This is a genomic window from Streptomyces sp. NBC_01445 (assembly GCF_035918235.1).
Taxonomy (GTDB): Bacteria; Actinomycetota; Actinomycetes; order Streptomycetales; family Streptomycetaceae; genus Streptomyces.
Window position 1 is genome coordinate 7,169,522 of the sequence record NZ_CP109485.1, and the last position, 19,902, is coordinate 7,189,423.

The 19,902-nt window shown below is 71.7% G+C and carries 18 protein-coding genes; 9 read left to right on the plus strand and 9 right to left on the minus strand.

Going from position 1 to position 19,902, the window contains the following annotated elements:
* Positions 1-122 precede the first annotated feature (122 nt).
* On the minus strand, positions 123-1,238 hold the full coding sequence (gene cobT, locus OG574_RS32575; protein WP_326776125.1) for a nicotinate-nucleotide--dimethylbenzimidazole phosphoribosyltransferase: 1,116 nt from the start codon (positions 1,236-1,238) through the stop codon (positions 123-125).
* A gap of 183 nt (positions 1,239-1,421) precedes the next feature.
* Here cobT and OG574_RS32580 point away from each other — a divergent pair, with 183 nt between their 5' ends.
* Positions 1,422-2,522, plus strand: a complete 1,101-nt coding sequence (locus OG574_RS32580; protein ID WP_326776126.1) for a class I SAM-dependent methyltransferase — start codon at positions 1,422-1,424, stop codon at positions 2,520-2,522.
* Between the two features lie 36 nt (positions 2,523-2,558).
* Here the strand turns inward: OG574_RS32580 and OG574_RS32585 are convergent, their stop codons facing one another.
* Positions 2,559-3,761, minus strand: a complete 1,203-nt coding sequence (locus tag OG574_RS32585; RefSeq protein ID WP_326776127.1) for a bifunctional adenosylcobinamide kinase/adenosylcobinamide-phosphate guanylyltransferase — start codon at positions 3,759-3,761, stop codon at positions 2,559-2,561.
* A gap of 100 nt (positions 3,762-3,861) precedes the next feature.
* Between OG574_RS32585 and OG574_RS32590 the strand changes: the two genes are divergently transcribed.
* The gene (locus OG574_RS32590) at positions 3,862-4,080 is read left to right on the plus strand and encodes a hypothetical protein (protein ID WP_100592141.1); all 219 of its coding nucleotides are present in this window, start codon (positions 3,862-3,864) and stop codon (positions 4,078-4,080) included.
* A gap of 90 nt (positions 4,081-4,170) precedes the next feature.
* Here OG574_RS32590 and OG574_RS32595 read toward each other — a convergent pair whose 3' ends face one another.
* The 3 genes from OG574_RS32595 to OG574_RS32605 form a co-directional block, all read right to left on the minus strand.
* Positions 4,171-5,214 (minus strand): S1C family serine protease, encoded by a 1,044-nt coding sequence (locus OG574_RS32595; RefSeq protein ID WP_398374522.1) that lies wholly within the window; start codon positions 5,212-5,214, stop codon positions 4,171-4,173.
* A 180-nt stretch (positions 5,215-5,394) separates the two neighbouring features.
* Positions 5,395-6,102, minus strand: coding sequence for a class I SAM-dependent methyltransferase (locus tag OG574_RS32600; protein WP_100592143.1), 708 nt, complete (start codon positions 6,100-6,102; stop codon positions 5,395-5,397).
* Between the two features lie 83 nt (positions 6,103-6,185).
* Positions 6,186-6,812 (minus strand): DUF3043 domain-containing protein, encoded by a 627-nt coding sequence (locus OG574_RS32605; RefSeq protein WP_199841665.1) that lies wholly within the window; start codon positions 6,810-6,812, stop codon positions 6,186-6,188.
* Between the two features lie 270 nt (positions 6,813-7,082).
* Between OG574_RS32605 and OG574_RS32610 the strand changes: the two genes are divergently transcribed.
* The 5 genes from OG574_RS32610 (at position 7,083) to OG574_RS32630 (ending at position 13,556) form a co-directional block, all read left to right on the plus strand.
* Entirely contained in the window at positions 7,083-7,880 is a 798-nt protein-coding gene (locus OG574_RS32610; protein WP_266669760.1) for a PspA/IM30 family protein, read from the plus strand.
* Positions 7,881-7,901: 21 nt separating this feature from the next.
* Positions 7,902-8,180 (plus strand): PspA-associated protein PspAA, encoded by a 279-nt coding sequence (gene pspAA, locus OG574_RS32615; RefSeq protein WP_326776129.1) that lies wholly within the window; start codon positions 7,902-7,904, stop codon positions 8,178-8,180.
* An 88-nt stretch (positions 8,181-8,268) separates the two neighbouring features.
* Positions 8,269-9,501, plus strand: coding sequence for a sensor histidine kinase (locus tag OG574_RS32620; protein ID WP_442816864.1), 1,233 nt, complete (start codon positions 8,269-8,271; stop codon positions 9,499-9,501).
* The gene (locus tag OG574_RS32625) at positions 9,498-10,196 is read left to right on the plus strand and encodes a response regulator (protein WP_100592148.1); all 699 of its coding nucleotides are present in this window, start codon (positions 9,498-9,500) and stop codon (positions 10,194-10,196) included. Before OG574_RS32620 ends, OG574_RS32625 begins: the two co-directional genes overlap by 4 nt.
* A 204-nt stretch (positions 10,197-10,400) precedes the next feature.
* Positions 10,401-13,556, plus strand: a complete 3,156-nt coding sequence (locus OG574_RS32630) for an efflux RND transporter permease subunit (RefSeq protein WP_326776130.1) — start codon at positions 10,401-10,403, stop codon at positions 13,554-13,556.
* Positions 13,557-13,636: 80 nt separating this feature from the next.
* Here the strand turns inward: OG574_RS32630 and nadA are convergent, their stop codons facing one another.
* Positions 13,637-14,827 (minus strand): quinolinate synthase NadA, encoded by a 1,191-nt coding sequence (gene nadA, locus OG574_RS32635; RefSeq protein WP_326776131.1) that lies wholly within the window; start codon positions 14,825-14,827, stop codon positions 13,637-13,639.
* 279 nt (positions 14,828-15,106) lie between these two features.
* On the opposite strand from nadA, the gene OG574_RS32640 reads away from it, so the two are divergent.
* The gene (locus tag OG574_RS32640) at positions 15,107-15,463 is read left to right on the plus strand and encodes an iron-sulfur cluster assembly accessory protein (RefSeq protein WP_100592151.1); all 357 of its coding nucleotides are present in this window, start codon (positions 15,107-15,109) and stop codon (positions 15,461-15,463) included.
* Positions 15,464-15,536: 73 nt separating this feature from the next.
* Here the strand turns inward: OG574_RS32640 and OG574_RS32645 are convergent, their stop codons facing one another.
* Both OG574_RS32645 and OG574_RS32650 read right to left on the minus strand, forming a co-directional pair.
* On the minus strand, positions 15,537-17,018 hold the full coding sequence (locus OG574_RS32645; RefSeq protein WP_326776132.1) for a hypothetical protein: 1,482 nt from the start codon (positions 17,016-17,018) through the stop codon (positions 15,537-15,539).
* Positions 17,019-17,135: 117 nt separating this feature from the next.
* Positions 17,136-17,348 (minus strand): hypothetical protein, encoded by a 213-nt coding sequence (locus OG574_RS32650; RefSeq protein ID WP_326776133.1) that lies wholly within the window; start codon positions 17,346-17,348, stop codon positions 17,136-17,138.
* A gap of 133 nt (positions 17,349-17,481) precedes the next feature.
* Between OG574_RS32650 and OG574_RS32655 the strand changes: the two genes are divergently transcribed.
* Complete coding sequence (locus tag OG574_RS32655) at positions 17,482-18,456, plus strand: carbohydrate kinase family protein (protein WP_100592154.1); 975 nt, start codon at positions 17,482-17,484, stop codon at positions 18,454-18,456.
* A gap of 5 nt (positions 18,457-18,461) precedes the next feature.
* On the opposite strand, the gene OG574_RS32660 is transcribed toward OG574_RS32655, so the two are convergent.
* On the minus strand, positions 18,462-19,850 hold the full coding sequence (locus OG574_RS32660; RefSeq protein ID WP_326776134.1) for a cysteine desulfurase/sulfurtransferase TusA family protein: 1,389 nt from the start codon (positions 19,848-19,850) through the stop codon (positions 18,462-18,464).
* Between the last annotated feature and the right edge of the window lie 52 nt (positions 19,851-19,902).

The window sequence follows — 19,902 nt, forward strand, 5'->3', positions numbered from 1 at the left end:
AAGCAGGGAGCATATGGGGCATTTCAGGCTATCTGGGTCGAGCATCGCCGGGACGTGAAACGGCGGGTCGCGGCGGGGCCGAAGCCTGCCGTGACCCGCCGTCAAGCAGCGTGCCGCGTGCCCTACTCGGTCGCGTCGGCCGTCTCCGGCTCCTCGGTGGCCGCCTCGGTGACCTGCGGCTCGTCGGCGGCCTGCGGGGCCTCCGGCAGCTCCGCGGCCAGCGCCGCGGCGGCCTGCACCAGCGGCAGCGCGAGCAGCGCCCCCGCTCCCTCGCCCACCGTCACGCCCTGGTCGAGCAGCGGCTCCATCGCCATCCGGTCCAGCGCCTTCGCCTGCGCGGGCTCCCCGCTCGCCTGGCCGGCCAGCCACCAGTCCGGCGCCCGGAACGCGATCCGCTGCCCGACGAGCGCGCACGCCGCCGACACGACGCCGTCCAGGATCACCGGCGTACGCCGCACCGCGCTCTGCAGCAGGAACCCGGTCGCGGCGGCGAGGTCCGCGCCGCCCACCGCGCCGAGCAGCGCCAGCTGGTCGCCGAGTACGGGCCTGGCCCGCCGCAGGGCGTCCCGCACGGCCGCGCACTTGCGCATCCACGCCAGGTCGTCGATCGGCGAGCCGCCGCGCCCGGTCACCACGGACGCGTCCGTCCCGCACAGCGCCGCGATCAGCGTCGCGGCCGCCGTCGTCCCGCCCACGCTGAGATCGCCGAGCACCACCAGATCCGTGCCGGAGTCCGCCTCCTCGTCGGCGACGGCCATGCCCGCGCGGAACGCGGCCTCCGCCTCCTCGGGCGTCAGCGCGTCCTCGATGTCGATGCGCCCGGACGACCTGCGCACCCGGTGCCGTACGACCTCGGCGGGCAGCTCGCCGGGCTCGCAGTCCAGCGACATGTCGACGATCCGTACCGGAACGCCCTGGCGCCGCGCGAGGATCGCGGACGCGCTCCCGCCCTCGACGGCCTGGCGCACCAGCTCCGCGGCACTGCCCGCGGGCCGCGCCGACACCCCGAGTTCCGCGATCCCGTGGTCACCCGCGAACAGCACCACGCGCGGGCGCTCCAGCGGCTTGACCGGCACCGCGGCCTGAGCGGCGGACAGCCACTCGCCCAGCTCGTCGAGGCGGCCGAGCGCGCCGGGCGGCACCGCGAAGCGGGCACGGCGTTCCTCGGCGTCGCGGCGCGTCCCGCCGTCGGGGCGCTCGATCAGATCGGTGAAGTCGTCGAGATTCAGCGAGCTCATTCGCCGAACAGTACCGGCCGTTCCCCGACGTGGCGCATGACGTGGTGTTACGCCATGCGATGCATCGGATCCGCAACGTCATTGCGGGTCTCTCCGTGATCCTTTACGTTCCAGGATGCCCCGGATTGTCGTGTCGCCCCAGGGTGGTGTGGCGCCCCTCGGACCGTCCCACAGGAGTTCGTGATGACCCCCACGACCGAGGCCGTCGCCGAGCGGCGGCCCGCCTATCTCACCGAACTCGCCCAGGGCACCGACCGGTTCCACGAGCCGCGCAGGACCGACTGCCCCTGGTGCGGCTCCAGCCGGCTGCGCACCCGGCTGCGGACCACCGACCTCCTCCAGCACAAGCCCGGCAGCTTCGTCGTCGACCAGTGCCGCGCCTGCTCGCACTCCTTCCAGAACCCGCGCCTGACCCCCGAAGGACTGGCCTTCTACTACCGGGACTTCTACGACGGGCTCAACGCCGGCCACTCCGCCAGACTCCTGAAGGCCCAGCACTCGGCGCGGCACTCGGCCCGCCGCCACCGCGCCGCCGCCCGCACCCTGCTGGCCCTCGTCGAGCCGGAGAGCTGGCTGGACGTCGCCACCGGGCAGGGCCACTTCCCGGCGGCCGCCAAAGAGGTCCACCCGTACACCGCCTTCGACGGGCTCGACGCCTCAGCCGCCGTCGAGGAGGGCCGCAGGGCCGGCCGCGTCGAGGAGGCCCACCGCGGCACCCTCACCGAGCTCGCCCCCGCGCTCGCGGGACGCTACGACGCGCTGAGCATGTTCCACTACCTGGAGCACGCCACAGACCCGCGCGACGAACTCAAGGCCGCCCGCACCGTCCTGCGTCCCGGCGGCCACCTCCTCATCGAGGTCCCCGACCCCGAGAGCCGCTACGCGAAGCTGCTCGGCAAGTGGTGGGTGTCGTACTTCCAGCCCCAGCACCTGCACCTCATCCCGATGGACAACCTCCGCCGCGAGCTGGAGCGCCTCGGCTACACCGTCGTCGCGACCGACCGCCGCGAGGCGCACGTCCCGCTCGACCTCACCGCCGGGCTCGCCCTGTTCCTCGGCCACTGGCTGCCGAGCGCCGACGCCCCCTGGCGCAGCAAGGCCCCGACCCCGCTCCAGCGCGGGCTCCGCACGGCCCTGACGTACGCCGCCGTGCCCCTCGTCGCCGCGGCCTACGCGGCGGACCAGCTGCTCGCCCCGCTCGCGGGCCGCACCCGCTTCTCCAACGCCTACCGGATCGTCGCCCGCAAGAACACCGCTGGGCCTGGCAGGGACCCGCGGCCCTGACCGAACCCTGCCTGAACCCCGACCGATCGCCCCGCGTCAGCCGCGCAGCACCAGCACCTGCCCGGCCACCACGAGCAGTACCTGTTCGCACTCGGCCGCGAACGCCGTGTTCAGGCGCCCCAGTTCGTCCCGGTAGCGGCGGCCCGACGCCGTGGCCGGGACGATCCCGGAACCCACCTCGTTCGACACGGCGACCACCGTGCGCCGGGTGTTCCGCACGGCCTCCGTCAGCGCCGCGACCTTCTCCCGCAGCGCCCGCTCCCCGCCGCCCGCCCACTCCGCGTCGTCCCAGGCCTGCACCTCGTCCATGGCGTACGTCAGCCACAGCGACAGGCAGTCGATGAGCAGCGGAGGCCCGTCCTGCGCGAGGAGCGGCACGAGGTCGCAGGTCTCCGTCGTGTTCCAGGAGCCCGGGCGCCGCTCACGGTGCAGCGCCACCCGCTGCGACCACTCGGTGTCCCCGCCCCGCGTGCCGCCCGTCGCCACGTACAGCACGCCCGGGAACGCCTCCAGGCGCCGCTCGGCCTCGACCGACTTCCCCGACCTGGCCCCGCCGAGGACCAGCGTCCTGCGCGGCACGTCCGGCACGTCCTCGTACGCCCCCACGACGAGCGTCGTCCCGTCCGGCACGGCCCGCGCGCCCGCCGCCGCGAGACGGCGCGTCAGCTCGGGCCCCGGCGGCACGTCGTGGTCGATGTGGACCGCGAGCACATCGGTCGTCGCGCCGATCGCGCCCACGGCCCGCAGCCTCGCCGCCGCGTCGGGGCGGTCCACGATGTCGGCGAGCACCATCTCGTACGGCCGCTCGGCCTCCTCGAAGCCCGCGGGCGCCGCGCCCGGCGGCAGGTACAGCAGCCGCTCGCCGTCCGGTCCGGTCACCTCGTAGCCCGTCCCCGGCGAGTCCGTCGGCAGGGCCCGCACCCGGTGCCCGGTCAGCAGCGCCAGCTCGCTCCCGTCCGGCACCCGGACCGGTGACACGAGCCCCGCAGGCACCTCGACGGGCGGCCCGTCGTGCGGATGCGAGAGCAGCACCTGCCGTACACCGCTGAGGCTGTGCCCCGAGCGGGCGGCGGCGAACGCCGCCCCCGGCGTGAGGTCGAGCAGCAGCGTGCCGTCGATCAGGAGCGCGGTCGCGGCACGCGCGCCACCCGGCCCGAGGGCGGTGGCGCAGGCCGCGCAGGGGCAGTCCGGGCGGGGCAGTCCGGTGGGGGCGCCGGTGCCGAGCAGAGTGAGTTCCACGGGAAGATCCTCCCGCGCCACCGCGAGTGGCGCTCGCCCGGCTAGGCTTCCGGGCAGTAGTGAGACTGTGAGCTGGTCCGTTGACTCCCTGGAGGCTGACATGGCGGCGTGGACGTGGAGGTTCGAGAAGTCGGACGGGACGGAGGTCCAGCCGGCGGTGCAGCCCGAGGAGTTCACGACTCAGGGCGACGCGGAGTCGTGGATCGGCGAGTACTGGAAGGCCCTCGCGGAAGGCGGTGCCGACCAGGTCACCCTCTTCGAGGACGACGCGGTGATCTACGGCCCGATGGGCCTGCACGCGGAGGACGCGCCGGCGTAGGTCCGCAGCTCCTTCTGGAACGCCGAGAAGGGCGGCGACCCGCACGGGTCGCCGCCTTTCTGTCTTCCGCCGTGTCCCGATACGTCCGTCCTACATCTCGCCGAGTGTGACCTCGGCCGTCTGCGCGGCCCCGTTCCTCAGGTACGCGACCGAGACCTTGTCGCCGGGCTTGCGGGCGGCGAGTTCCTCCGCGAGCGACACCATCGTGTTGACGTCTGTGTCGCCGAACTGGGTGATGACGTCCCCGGACTGGATCCCGGCCTTCTGCGCGGCCCCGCCGTCGTCGACGTCCACGACGGCGACCCCGTCCGGCTGGTAGGAGCTGCCGAGCACCGTACGGCCCGTGATGCCGAGCGCGGCCCGCCCCGAGTCCGTGACCTTGCCCTTCTTGATGACCTGGTCGGCGACCGTCGTGACCATGGACGAGGGGATCGCGAACCCGATGCCGGGCGCCGCGCCGCCCCTCATGTTGGGGTCCGTCGCGGCGAGCGTCGGGATGCCGACGACCTGCCCGTCGAGATTGACGAGGGCGCCGCCACTGTTGCCCGGGTTGATCGCCGCGGACGTCTGCACCATGTTCCCGATGGTGGCGCCGGTCCCGCCGGCCTCGCGGTTCTCGCTGACGGTCCGCCCGGTCGCCGAGACGATGCCCTGGGTGACGCTGGAGGAGAGGCCGAGCGGCGAGCCCATCGCCAGGGTGATCTGGCCGACCTCGACCTTGGACGAGTCCGCGAACCTCGCCGGCTTGAGCCCCTCGGCCACCTTGTCCAGCTTGATGACGGCGAGGTCCTGCTCGGGGTAGGCGTAGACGAGCGTCGCGGTCAGCTCGGTCTCGCTGTTGGACGTGGTCACCTTGAACGTCTTCTCGTTGCCGACCACGTGCGCGTTGGTGACGACGTGGCCCTTGTCGTCGTAGACGATCCCGGAGCCCTGCTCGGACGAGGCCTGGATCTGGACGACGGACGGCAGGACGTCCTTGATCACCTTCTGGTAGTCGGCCTGCAGAGCGTTGCCGGAGGCGGGCGCGGCCTGCTCCGTGGTGGCGGACGGCTTCGTCGACGGGTCGGACGGGCCGGAGGAGTCGTCCCCGGAGCAGCCGCCGACCAGGACCAGCGAGCAGACGACGGCGGTCAGCGGCAGCGCGAGCCGCAGAACGCGGGCACGCCCGCTACGAGTGGGACGGGCACGCGCACGGGAACCGGAAAGAGAGCGGGCACGGGAACGGGCACGGAAAGGATCCATGCCCGGATTGTCACTGTCGTCCCGTTGTTCCTGCCTGCGGTGGGCCGCCGAACAGGGGGCGCGCCGGGGCCGTCAGCCGCGCACACCGCACAGGTGCAGCAGCGCCGCCACCCGGCGGTACGGCTCCGTGCGGCCCGCCCGCTCCTCCGCCGCGAGCAGCGTGTGGAACTCGCCGGGCGGCGGCACCGGCACGTCGTCCCCCGCCGTGTCCGTGAAGACCCGTACCCCGTACCAGGCGTGCAGCGGAGCCCCGATCCCGGCCAGCGTGGCGGTCAGCGCGCCGAGCCGGTCGGCCCGCACGTCGAGCCCGAGCCGGTTGCGGTACGAGGCCGTGTCGAAGGAGCCGAGCGCCGCCTGCCAGTCTCCGGCGAGGCCGGGCCGCATGGCGAGCGCGTCACCGTTGCGCACGAGGAGCGAGAGCAGGCCGCCGGGGGCCAGCATCCGCGCCAGGCCCGCGAGCAGCGCGTCGGGGTCCTCCACGTACATCAGGACCCCGTGGCACAGCACCACGTCGAAGCTGCCGGGCAGGAAGTGCACCCCGGTCTCCCGGCCGTCGCCCTCCACGAGGCGCACCCGGCCGCGGATGCCCTCGGGCTCCCCGGCGAGCGCGGCCCGTGCCGCGGCGACCATCTCGGGATCCTGCTCGACCCCGGTCACCTGATGTCCGGCACGGGCGAGGCGCAGGGCCTGCGTGCCCTGGCCCATGCCGACGTCGAGCACCCGCAGCCGCTGCCCCACGGGGTAACGCGCGGCGAGCTGCTCGTCGAGCTGCCGTGCCACGAGCTCTTGGCGTACCGCGTTGCGCAGACCGTCGAGCTTGCCGAGCCAGGACGCCGCGGCACCGCCGGAGAAGGCCTCCGTGCTCAGGGCCGCTCCCCGCGCTTGACCTGCGGCTTGGGCAGACGGAGCCGGCGCATCTGGAGCGTGCGCATCAGGGCGTACGCGACGGCGCCCTTCTTCGGCTCGTTCGGGAACTTCTCGGCCAGGCGCTTCTTCAGGCGGAACGCGGTGACGACCGAGTCGAGCACGATCAGCACGATCACGATGAGCCAGAGCAGCAGTGCGATGTTCTGCAGGCTGGAGATCCGGACCATGGTCATCACGAGGATGACCACCGCCAGGGGCAGGAAGAACTCGGCGATGCAGAAGCGCGAGTCGACGAAGTCGCGCGCGAACTTTCGCACCGGACCCTTGTCGCGGGCGGGAAGGTAACGCTCGTCACCGCTGGCGAGCGCCTGGCGCTGCCTCTCCATCGCGGTGCGGCGCTCCTCGCGCTGCCGCTTCGACGCCTCCTTGCGGGTCGTCGGCGTATTGGCCACGCTGCGGCGCTGGGTCTGGGCCTGGCTGCGCTTGGGCGTGGGGCGGCCCTTGGGGGCCTGCGGGTCACGGGGCTGCGTGGAGTCGGTCACCGGCGCCTTGGCGGCCTGGGCCTTCTCGTCCTTGGATCGGCTACGGAACACAAAACCCAAGGGTACGGGGTGCGGGCGCATGGACCAGAGGCGAGTGGGGAACGATCCGGCAACACCCTGCGTCAGTGTTGCTGAGCGTTCCCGGCAGCTGCACCGTGTGCCCGTCGATCCGGCCCCCAGGGGGACACCTACTCCCTGCGCCGGAGCGGGACCGTACGCAGTCGTCCTTGGGGATGAGCGCATCCGCACCTGAACAGTGCGGTAATAGAGGCAGGACCCGTACTGTGGGTTCTGTCGCAGTGCTGGTGCTGGACGTCTGCTGGATCTGTCAGAAGGGGGCGCGCGAAGCCCATGAGCGGTGTCATGAAGCGTATGGGGATGATCTTCCGCGCGAAGGCGAACAAGGCCCTTGACCGGGCCGAGGACCCGCGCGAGACCCTCGATTACTCGTACCAGAAGCAGCTGGAGCTGCTCCAGAAGGTGCGCCGCGGTGTCGCCGACGTGGCGACGTCGCGCAAGCGCCTGGAGCTGCAGCTCAACCAGCTCCAGAACCAGTCGTCCAAGCTGGAGGACCAGGGCCGCAAGGCGCTCGCGCTCGGCCGCGAGGACCTGGCCCGCGAGGCGCTCTCGCGCCGGGCCGCCCTCCAGCAGCAGGTCACCGACCTGGAGACGCAGCACCAGACCCTCCAGGGCGAGGAGGAGAAGCTCACCCTCGCGGCGCAGCGCCTCCAGGCCAAGGTCGACGCCTTCCGTACGAAGAAGGAGACGATCAAGGCGACCTACACGGCGGCCCAGGCGCAGACCCGGATCGGCGAGGCCTTCTCCGGCATCTCCGAGGAGATGGGCGACGTGGGCATGGCCATCCAGCGTGCCGAGGACAAGACGGCGCAGCTCCAGGCCCGGGCCGGCGCGATCGACGAACTGCTTGCCTCCGGCGCCCTCGACGACCAGTCCGGCCTCGCCAAGGACGACATCCAGAGCGAGCTGGACCGCCTCTCCGGTGGTACGGATGTAGAGCTGGAACTCCAGCGGATGAAGGCCGAGCTGTCGGGCGGTTCCTCCTCCTCGCAGCAGGCCATCGAGGGCGGGCAGGGCCAGCAGTCGCCGACCCAGACGCCGCAGGACACCCCGCGCTTCGACAAGCAGTAGTCCCACGCCGAGGAGGGCGTCATGATCGTACGGATCATGGGGGAGGGGCAGGTGGAGCTGGCCGACAGCCACTTCACCGAGCTCAACAAGCTCGACAACGAGCTCCTGGCCGAGATGGAGAACGGGGACGGTCCCGCTTTCCGCCGCACGCTCAACGCCCTGCTCGAAACGGTCCGCTCTCTCGGCAACCCTCTGCCCGACGCGTCCCTGGAACCCTCGGAACTCATCCTTCCGTCCCCGGACGCGACCCTGGAAGAGGTCCGGGAGATGCTGAGCGACGACGGTCTGATCCCTGGCTGAGCCGTCGCGGGCGGTACGCGGCCTGCCGCGCGTACCGCATCTGGACGGGCGTGCCGCGCACGGACGAGGGGGCGATACCGTGACGCCGGTGACCCCCTTCGTACGCTGGGCCAGGACTCACCCCCGGGCCATGGACGCGGCCCTCGCGGCGGCGGTGCTGCTCTGCATGATCGCCGCCTCCTTCGCCGATCCGAACGGCGGCCGCGACGGCACCCCCACCTGGGGCACCCGCAGTCCCCAGCTCCTCAGCGTCGTCTTCATGGTCCTCGGCGCGGCCGCACTCGTCCTTCGGCGCCGCGCCCCCATGGCGGTCCTCGCGGCCACCTCCGCCGTCACCCTCGCCGAACTCATCACCGGCGACCCGCGCGCACCCGTCTCGATGAGCGCCGTCGTCGCGCTCTACACCGTCGCCGCCACCACCGACCGCCCCACCACCTGGCGCGTCGGCCTCGCCACCATGACCGTCCTCACCGGCGCCGCCATGCTGGCGGGCCCCCTGCCCTGGTACTCGCAGGAGAACATCGGCGTCTTCGCCTGGACCGGCATGGCCGCCGCGGCCGGTGACGCCGTGCGCAGCCGGCGCGCGTTCGTCGACGCGATCCGCGAGCGGGCCGAGCGGGCCGAGCGCACACGGGAGGAGGAGGCCCGGCGCCGCGTCGCCGAGGAGCGCCTGCGCATCGCCCGCGACCTGCACGACGTCGTCGCGCACCACATCGCCCTGGTCAACGTCCAGGCGGGCGTCGCCTCGCACGTCATGGACAAGCGCCCCGACCAGGCCAAGGAGGCCCTCTCGCACGTGCGCGAGGCGAGCCGTTCCGCGCTCAACGAACTCCGCGCCACCGTCGGCCTGTTGAGGCAGTCCGGCGACCCCGAGGCCCCGACCGAACCGGCGCCGGGACTCGACCGCCTCGAAGACCTCGTCGGCACGTTCCGCAACGCGGGCCTGCCCGTCGAGGCCACCTGCTCCGACCGCGCCACCGGCCTGCCGGCCGCCGTCGACCTGGCCGCCTACCGCATCGTCCAAGAGGCCCTCACCAATGTGCAGAAGCACGCGGGCGCCGAGGCCAAGGCCGAGGTCAGCGTCGTGCGCGTAGGCCCGAACATCGAGGTCACGATCCTCGACAACGGCCCCGGCACCGCGCAGCCCTCGCCCGACAGCGGCGGCCACGGCCTGCTCGGCATGCGCGAGCGCGTCGCCGCGGTCGGCGGCAGTCTGTCGGTCGGACCGCGGTACGGGGGCGGGTTCCGCGTCCATGCGATCCTGCCCGTCCAGGCCCACGCCACCGCGGGCCGCGCCACGGACACGAGGGACGCTGGATGACCATTCGGGTACTGCTCGCCGACGACCAGGCCCTGCTGCGCAGCGCCTTCCGCGTCCTCGTGGACTCCGAACCCGACATGCTCGTAGTGGGCGAGGCCTCCGACGGCGCGGAGGCCGTCCGCCTCGCCAAGTCCGAGAAGGCCGACGTCGTCCTGATGGACATCCGGATGCCCGGCACCGACGGACTCGCGGCGACCCGGCTGATCAGCGCCGACCCCGAACTGGCGCACGTACGCGTCGTGATGCTCACGACCTTCGAGGTGGACGAGTACGTCGTCCAGTCGCTGCGCGCGGGCGCCTCCGGCTTCCTCGGTAAAGGCGCCGAACCCGAGGAACTGCTCGGGGCGGTGCGGATCGCCGCCGCGGGCGAGGCGCTCCTGTCGCCCGTCGCGACCAAGGGCCTGATCGCCAAGTTCCTCGCGCAGGGCGAGGGGTACGGCGACTGGGAGGACGGCGCGCGCCCCGGCGGCGCCCACGGCGAACGCCTCGCCGCGCTCACCACCCGCGAGCGCGAGGTCCTCGTCCAGGTCGCCGGCGGCCACTCGAACGACGAGATCGCGGAGCGCCTCCAGGTCAGCCCCCTCACGGTCAAAACCCATGTGAACCGCGCCATGGCCAAGCTCGGCGCCCGGGACCGTGCCCAACTCGTCGTAATCGCGTACGAATCGGGCCTGGTCCGTCCAAGGGTGGAGTGAGCCGGGGCCTCCGCGTACTACGGGCGCAGTATGCGGCGCATAAGAACGGGACCTGGGAGCGACGGAACCGCCCTCCGGCATGACTGAGGGTGTAGGGGGCCCCGCGCATTGTCTGCCGACGTACCGCGTTCTCAGGATGCACAAGCGTCCCCCGGACGCCCGGGGCCCCTCCTGCCGCGCTCGCCACAGAGAGAGACCCACACCATGTCCTGGCTGTCGAGATTCAGCCTCGCTCAACGGGCCCTGATCGGGCTGATGTCGATCATCGCGATCGTCTTCGGCGCCATCGCGATCCCTCAGCTCAAGCAGCAGCTGCTGCCCTCCATCGAACTGCCCATGGTGTCCGTCCTGGCCCCGTACCAGGGCGCGTCTCCCGACGTGGTCGAGAAGCAGGTCATCGAGCCGCTCGAGTCGACCATCGACGCGGTCGACGGCATCACCGGCATCACCTCCACGGCGAGCGAGGGCAACGCCGTGATCATGGCCCAGTTCGACTACGGCAACGGCTCCAAGCAGCTCGTCGCCGACGTCCAGCAGGCTGTGAACCGGGCCCGCGCCCAACTCCCCGATGACGTCGACCCGCAGGTCGTCGCGGGCTCCACGGACGACATACCGACCGTGGTCCTCGCCGTCACGTCCGACAAGGACCAGCAGGCGCTCGCCGACCAGCTCGACAAGACCGTCGTCCCGTCCCTCAAGGACATCGACGGCGTCGGCCAGGTCACCGTCGACGGTGTGCGCGACCTCCAGGTCACCGTCACCCCCGACGACAAGAAGCTCGCCGCGGCCGGCGTCAGCCAGGCCGCGCTCGGCCAGTCCCTCCAGGCGGGCGGCGCGACCCTGCCCGCCGGCTCCTTCGACGAGGGCGGCAGCAACCGCACCGTCCAGGTCGGCGGCGGTTTCACCTCCCTGAAGCAGATCCAGGACCTGATGGTCACCGGCGAGGGCGTCAGGAAGCCCGTACGCCTCGGTGACGTCGCCAAGGTCGCGCAACAGCCGGCCAAGGCCGACTCGATCACCCGCACCGACGGCAAGCCCAGCCTCGCGGTCATGGTCACCATGGACCACGACGGCAGCGCGGTCGCCATCTCCGACGCGGTCAAGGACAAGCTCCCCGACCTGCGCAAGGACCTCGGCACCGGCGCGAAGCTCACGGTCGTCAGCGACCAGGGCCCGGCCGTCTCCAAGTCCATCGACGGCCTGACGACGGAGGGCGCGCTCGGCCTGCTCTTCGCGGTCCTCGTCATCCTCGTCTTCCTGGCGTCGATCCGCTCGACCCTGGTCACCGCGGTCTCGATCCCGCTCTCGGTCGTCCTGGCCCTGATCGTGCTCTGGACCCGCGACCTCTCGCTCAACATGCTCACGCTCGGCGCGCTGACCATCGCGATCGGCCGCGTCGTGGACGACTCCATCGTCGTCCTGGAGAACATCAAGCGGCACCTCGGCTACGGCGAGGAGCGCCAGGAGGCGATCCTCAAGGCGGTCCGCGAGGTCGCGGGCGCCGTCACGTCGTCCACTCTGACCACCGTCGCCGTCTTCCTGCCCATCGGCCTGGTGGGCGGCATGGTCGGCGAGCTGTTCGGCTCGTTCTCCCTGACGGTCACGGCGGCCCTGCTGGCCTCGCTGATCGTCTCGCTCACCGTCGTGCCGGTCCTGTCGTACTGGTTCCTGCGCCCGCCCAAGGCGATCAAGGGCGTCGACCCGGAGGAGGCGCGCCGCAAGGCGGAGGAGAAGGAGGCGCGTTCCTGGCTCCAGCGGATCTACGTCCCCGTCCTGCGCTTCGCGACCCGTCGCCGCCTCACCAGCGTCCTCATCGCGGTCGTGGTCCTGGTCGGCACGTTCGGCATGGCCCCCATGCTGAAGACGAACTTCTTCGACCAGGGCGAGCAGGAAGTCCTGTCCATCAAGCAGGAGCTGAAGCCGGGCACCAGCCTGGCGGCGACCGACGCCGCGGCGAAGAAGGTCGAGAAGCTGCTCGGCGGCGTCGACTCGGTCAAGGACTACCAGGTCACCATCGGCTCGTCCGGCTTCATGGCGGCCTTCGGCGGCGGTACTGACACCAACCAGGCGTCGTACCAGGTGACGCTGAAGGACAAGGCGTCGCACGAGAAGACCCAGGACCGCATCGAGAAGGGTCTCGGGGAGCTCTCCGGGATCGGCCGGACCACCATCGCGGCCGGTGACGGCTTCGGCAGCCAGGACCTCAGCGTCGTGGTGAAGGCGGCCGACGGCCAGGTCCTGCGCAAGGCGGCCGACGAGGTCCGCGCCGAGGTCGCCGAGCTCGACGACGTCACGGACGTCACCAGCGACCTGTCGCAGTCGGTCCCGCGCATCTCGGTCAGGGCCAACTCCAAGGCCGCGGCGGCCGGGTTCAACGACACCACGCTCGGCGCGGCCGTCGGCCAGGCCGTGCGCGGCACCACCAGCGGCAAGGCGATCCTGGACGACACCGAGCGCGACGTCGTCGTGAAGTCGGCGAAGCCCGCCACCACCATGGCCGAGCTCAAGAAGCTCCCGATGGGTCCCGGCGGTCTGAAGCTCGGCGACATCGCCACGGTGAAGCTGGTCGACGGGCCGGTCTCCATGACCCGGATCGACGGTGCCCGCGCCGCGACGATCACGGCCAAGCCGACCGGTGACAACACGGGCGCGGTCAGCGCCGACCTGCAGACGAAGATCAAGGCACTGAAGCTGCCCGCGGGCGCGACGGCCACGATCGGCGGCGTCACGTCCGACCAGGACGACGCGTTCAAGAACCTCGGCCTCGCCATGCTGGCCGCGATCGCGATCGTGTTCATGCTCCTGGTCGCCACGTTCCGCTCGCTGGCCCAGCCGCTGATCCTGCTGGTCTCGATCCCGTTCGCGGCGACCGGCGCGATCGGCCTGCTCATCGCCACCGGCACCCCGATGGGTGTCCCGGCGATGATCGGCATGCTGATGCTCATCGGCATCGTGGTCACCAACGCGATCGTCCTGATCGACCTGATCAACCAGTACCGCAAGGAGGGCTACGGCACGATCGAGGCGGTCATCGAGGGCGGCCGCCACCGTCTGCGCCCGATCCTCATGACGGCCCTGGCGACGATCTTCGCCCTGCTCCCGATGGCGCTCGGCGTCACCGGCGAGGGCGGCTTCATCGCCCAGCCGCTCGCGGTCGTGGTGATCGGCGGCCTGATCACGTCGACGCTCCTGACGCTCCTCCTCGTCCCGACGCTCTACGCGATGCTGGAGCTCCGCAAGGAGCGGCGTCGCAAGAAGCGCGAGGCGAAGCGGGCGAAGAAGGCCGGCGTGCCGGCCGAGCAGGAGGCCGCGCAGGCCTCGGAGGCCGAGTCCGGCGAGCCGGAGCCGGCCCAGGTCTGACACACCCGGCACAACGCCCGGAGCCCGGGTCCCACCGTCAAGTGGGACCCGGGCTCCGGGCTTTCTCGCGCTGGTGGTGCCTACGGCAGCGCCAGCATCCGCTCCAGCGCCTGCTTGGCGAACTGCTCCGTCTCGCGGTCGACCTCGATCCGGTTGACCAGGTTGCCCTCGGCCAGCGACTCCAGGGTCCACACCAGGTGCGGCAGGTCGATGCGGTTCATCGTCGAGCAGAAGCAGACCGTCTTGTCGAGGAAGACGATCTCCTTGTCGGGGTGCGCGTTGGCGAGGCGCCGCACCAGGTTGAGCTCGGTGCCGATCGCCCACTTCGACCCGGCGGGAGCCGCGTCGAGCGCCTTGATGATGTACTCCGTCGAGCCGACCTCGTCCGCCGCGGCGACGACCTCGTGCTTGCACTCGGGGTGCACCAGGACCCGTACGCCGGGGATCCGCTCGCGGACGTCGTTGACCGAGTCGATCGAGAAGCGCCCGTGCACCGAGCAGTGCCCGCGCCACAGGATCATCTTCGCGTTCCGCAGCTCCTCGGCGGTCAGGCCGCCGTTCGGCTTGTGCGGGTTGTACAGGACGCAGTCCTCCAGAGACATGCCCATGTCCCGTACGGCCGTGTTGCGGCCCAGGTGCTGGTCCGGCAGGAACAGCACCTTCTCCCCCTGCTCGAAGGCCCAGTCCAGCGCCCTCTTCGCGTTCGACGAGGTGCAGATGGTGCCGCCGTGCTTGCCGGTGAACGCCTTGATGTCCGCCGAGGAGTTCATGTACGAGACCGGCACGACCTGCTCGGCGATGCCGGCCTCGGTCAGCACGTCCCAGCACTCGGCGACCTGCTCGGCGGTGGCCATGTCGGCCATGGAGCACCCGGCGGCCAGGTCGGGCAGGACCACCTTCTGGTCGTCGCCGGTGAGGATGTCGGCGGACTCGGCCATGAAGTGCACACCGCAGAAGACGATGTACTCGGCCTCCGGCCGGGCGGCCGCGTCGCGGGCGAGCTTGAAGGAGTCGCCGGTGACGTCCGCGAACTGGATGACCTCGTCGCGCTGGTAGTGGTGGCCGAGCACGAAGACCTTGTCCCCGAGCCTCTCCTTGGCCGCGCGGGCGCGCTCCACCAGGTCCGGGTCGGACGGGGAGGGCAGGTCTCCAGGGCACTCCACGCCGCGCTCGCTCCGCGGGTCGGCCTCGCGGCCGAGCAGCAGGAGAGCCAGCGGAGTCGGCTGAACATCCAGGTCAACGGTGGTCTGGGCCGTGGTCACGTCACGCACCCTTTCTTGTTATGACATTCGTGCGGCGAGGCTTCTCGTCGAAATGACGCTATCTATCATAACTGCTTCACGTCAGAATGACGATGGCCATCGTGTCGATGTGACGCAATCCGCGTGGACCGGCCCGTGCCCGCCCCGCGCCGGATGTGCGAGCATGAAAGGGCAAGGAAGCCGAACTCGCCGAGAGGCGAAACACGAGCGCCAGGGCCGGAATGAAACCGCGGCCCCGCCGGTTGGAACGTCGGCAAGCAGTCTCCGTACAACCCTGGAGAGAAGCAGATGTCCGTATCGGACGAGACCACCACCGTGAGCGACGGCATCCTCCTGTCCGACGCCGCCGCGGCCAAGGTCAAGGCCCTCCTTGACCAGGAAGGGCGCGACGACCTGGCGCTGCGCGTCGCCGTACAGCCCGGAGGCTGCTCCGGCCTGCGTTACCAGCTCTTCTTCGACGAGCGCTCCCTCGACGGGGACGTCGTGAAGGACTTCGGTGGCGTCAAGGTCGTCACCGACCGCATGAGCGCCCCGTACCTGGGCGGCGCCTCCGTCGACTTCGTCGACACCATCGAGAAGCAGGGCTTCACGATCGACAACCCGAACGCCACGGGCTCCTGCGCCTGCGGCGACTCGTTCAGCTGAGCCTGAACCCGTACACCGCGAAGCGGCGGTTCCCCCTAGTGGGGGAACCGCCGCTTCGCGTTTCGCTGCGACGTCAGCTCTGCGGCGCCGGCTCGTGTCCCTGCCTGCCGTCCGCGTGCGGCACCGCCTTGTCGTTCGAGTCCACGACCTTCCGGCCGTCGAGCGGCTCGTCCAGCGTCACCGGCAGCGTGTAGAACTTCGCCATCGCGACGCAGACCGTGCCCTTCTTCCGCGTCTCCGTGACCTTCAGGGCGACCGTGCCGTCCTGCTCCGTCGCCGAGGCCGTGTAGGTGCTGCACACGCCGCCCGTGAAGTGCGCCGTCAGCGTCCGCCCGTCCCCGGTGTAGCCGTCGGGGCGCACATCGCGGGTGTCGGTCCCCGGGTCACCGGGCTGCACGCTCGGCCGCGGGCTCGGCTTGCCGGTCGGCCCCTGCGCTTGCGGCGCCGTCAGGAACTTCGGGTCCACCGCGGGATGTGTCACCGTGAAGGCCGCCTGCCCGCCCTGCGGCTTCACCTGGAACAGCCACGACGGTACGAGGATCTGCCGCCCCTGCGTGAACTGCGCCGCGAGCCCGAACGTCGCGCCCGTGACATGGACGGGCTCCGCCGCGGGCAGCTTCGTCGGCGCCTTGCACGGCGCCTCGTCCCGCTCCTTCACCGGCACCGGGCTGGCACAGCCGCCGATACCGACGCGACCGGCCCCGACAGCCGTGGAGTTGAGCAGATCGAGCGTCTTCTGCGCGCTGATCACGGGATACGTGTCGCCCTTGGCCGGCTTCTTCAACTGGCCGCTGCCGCCCACCACTTGACCGTCCGAGCCGACCTGGACGCCCGTGGTCCAGCCGTACGTGGGCAGGTCGCCCACGCGGGGCTCCGCGTTCACCACCCGTATCGCGCCCATCAGTTGGCGCGCGTCGAGCTTCGCGTCGTCCTGGCCGAGCGCCTTGAGGACCGGAGCGGCCGCCTTCTTCGCGGCGTCCTCGCTCACGGCGTCCTTGGTGCTGCCGTTCCCCGGCGCCTCGGTGCACTTGGTGGGGCTCGCGCACTTGTGGCCCGCGGACGGTGCGTAGCGCGCATACGTCCATGCGCCGGGGGCTCGCTCGGTCACCTGGAGCGAGGGACCCGAGCCGTCCTTGGCCGGGCCCACCTTCCAGGCGCCGTTCTCCAGGCGCGGGGTGCCCTGCGCGTCCAGCGTCCTGGCAAGCTCTGCGACATCGGCCGCGGTCACCTTGCCCTCGGTCCGGTAGACGGGGGCGTCGCCTGGGCCCGTGGGGAGCTTGCCGTCGGCCCGGTAACGGGTGCCGTTCGGGTCGGGCTCGCCCGGCGCGATCCCCGAGGTGGAGCCCGTACCGCCCTCCCCGTATCCGTCCAGGGCGAGCGGTGGGGGAGTGGAGCCGTCGCCCGCCGCCGGGGAGCCGCCGCGGCCGCCGCCGTCGGCCGAGGTCGCCGCGAAATACGCGCCACCGCCACCGACGAGGAGTACCGCTGCCGCGACCGAGGCGACGGCCAGCGGAGAGCGCCCCCGGTGTCGATCCTGCGTCTGCTCGGTGCTCACTGCATCGCTCCTTTGCCGCGTCGTACGCCGTATCCCCTTTACGGGGGACAGCGATGGGACGCGGCGGGGGAGCGTGTGGTTCCCTCCTCGCTCACCAGGGCCCGTGCCGGCCCGCCGCTAGTCCCCGTATTCGGACGTCGAGTCGATGAGCCGCGCGGACTTGGAGGGCACGACGACGCCGTGGGGGAGGGAGGGGGCGACGGGAGTCTGCTTCTCCTTGGCGGGGGCCGTCCAGTGCGGGGCCATTCGGGCGCAGTCGCCGCGCAGGGACGCGAGGCCGCCTTCGAGGTCGAGCGGCGCGGACGCGGTGCGGACCTTGAGGTTCGTCATAAAGGAACGCTATGCGGGTCCGTCCCCGCGAAGAAAGCCCTACTATCGGGTAATTTTGCCACTTCAGCCGGACGGACGCGACCCGGTAGCGTAAAGCGTCAACCCCCTCCGCTCAGGAAGACGTGACCACGCCGTGCGTATCGCAGTCACCGGTTCCATCGCCACCGACCACCTCATGACCTTCCCCGGCCGCTTCGCCGACCAGCTGGTCGCGGATCAGCTGCACACGGTCTCCCTCTCCTTCCTCGTCGACAACCTCGACGTCCGCCGGGGCGGTGTCGGCGCGAACATCGCGTTCGGCATGGGGCAGCTCGGCACGGACCCGATCCTGGTCGGCGCCGCGGGCTCCGACTTCGACGAGTACCGCGCCTGGCTCGACCGCCACGGCGTGGACACCGCCTCCGTGCGCATCTCCGAGGTCCTGCACACGGCCCGCTTCGTCTGCACCACGGACGTCGACCACAACCAGATCGGCTCCTTCTACACGGGCGCCATGAGCGAGGCCCGCCTCATCGAGCTGCAGTCCGTCGCCGAGCGCGTCGGCGGCCTCGACCTGGTCCTGATCGGCGCGGACGACCCGGAGGGCATGCTCCGTCACACGGAGGAGTGCCGCTCGCGTTCCATCCCGTTCGCCGCGGACTTCTCGCAGCAGATCGCCCGGATGAACGGCGACGAGATCCGCACGCTCCTGGACGGCGCCACGTACCTCTTCTCGAACGAGTACGAGAAGGGCCTCATCGAGAGCAAGACCGGCTGGACCGACGAGGAGATCCTCGGCAAGGTCGGCCACCGCGTCACGACCCTCGGCTCGCGCGGCGTCCGCATCGAGGGTGTCGGCGAGGACCCGATCGAGGTCGGCTGCGCGGAGGAGGAGGCCAAGGTCGACCCGACCGGCGTCGGCGACGCGTTCCGCGCGGGCTTCCTGTCCGGCCTGGCCTGGGGCGTCGGCCATGAGCGCGCCGCCCAGGTCGGCTGCATGCTCGCCACGCTGGTCATCGAGACCCTCGGCACGCAGGAGTACCAGCTGCGCCGCGGCCACTTCATGGACCGCTTCACCAAGGCGTACGGCCACGAGGCCGCGGCCGAGGTCAAGGAGTACCTGAAGTAGTCCCGTCAGGAGAGCCGGCGGACCACGTAGGCGGCACCGCGCTCCGCCGGCTCCTCCCCGACGTACTGCTGGCTCCGCATCTCGCACCACGCCGGGATGTCGAGCCGCGCCGCCTCGTCGTCGGCGAGCACGGTCACCGTCCCGCCCACCGGGACGTCCCCGATCACCTTCGCCAGTTCGATGACGGGGATCGGGCACCGCTTCCCGAGCGCGTCCACCACGAGCGAGGGCGCACTCGCCGGCGCGGGGGCGGGCGCGGTCACGGCCGTCGCCCCGAGCCGCTCCCTTACCGAAGCGACCGTCCCCGGCAGCACCTCGAGGAACCGCTCGACGTCGCCCTCGTCCGTCCCGAGCGGCAGCGACACCCGTACGTTCCCCTCGCTCAGCACCCCCATCGCCTTGAGCACATGGCTCGGCGTCAGCGTGCTGCTCGTGCACGACGATCCGGACGAAACAGAAAAACCGGCCCGGTCCAGCTCGTGCAGCAGAGTCTCTCCGTCGACATAGAGACAGGAGAAGGTGACTACGTGGGGCAGCCGCCGCACCGGGTCGCCCACCACCTCGACATCGGGCACGAGCCCCGGGACACGCGCCCGGATCCGCTCCGTCAACTCCCGCAGCCGCGCGTCCTCCGCCGCCGCCTCGGCCCGCACCGCCCGCAGTGAGGCCGCCGCCGCCACGACGGCCGGAATGTTCTCGAAGCCGGCCGCCCGCCCCGACTCCCGTTCGTCCGCCGGGCCTTGGGGTGCGAACCGCACCCCCTTGCGCACGACGAGCAGTCCGACGCCCGCCGGGCCGCCCCACTTGTGCGCGCTGCCCGCGAGCAGGGACCAGTCACCCTCGACCGGACCCCACGCCAGCGACTGCGCCGCGTCCACGAGCAGCGGCACCCCGGCGGCCCGGCACGCCGCGGCGACCTCGGCCACCGGCTGCACCGTCCCCACCTCGTGGTTGGCGGACTGGAGGCAGGCGAGCGCCGTGTCCTGCCCGAGCGCTTCGGCGTACGCGGCGGGAGAGACGGAACCGGCCCGGTCCACGCCCACCTCGGTCACCGAACCGCCGTCCGCCTCCAGCGCGGCAGCCGAATGGAGTACTGAGGAGTGCTCGACCGCGGAAACCACCAGGTGCCGGCCGGCACGCCGACGTCCCGCGAGCGCGCCGGAGATCCCGGAGTGCACCGCACGCGTCCCCGAAGGGGTGAAAACAAGCTCGTCCGGCCGGCAGCCCACGGCGTCGGCGGCGGCCTCACGGGCGGCGTCGAGCAGCAGCCGGGCCCGCCTCCCCTCGCGGTAGAGCCGGGCGGGGTCGGCCCACCCCTCGTCGAGCGAGGCGAGCAGCGCCTGCCGGGCCACGGGGTGCAGGGGAGCGGAGGAGGCAGCGTCGAAGTAGGACACACCGCAACGGTAAAGCCCCGGGTGAGCGTGGCCTCCCGCAAGGGGTGAGGGG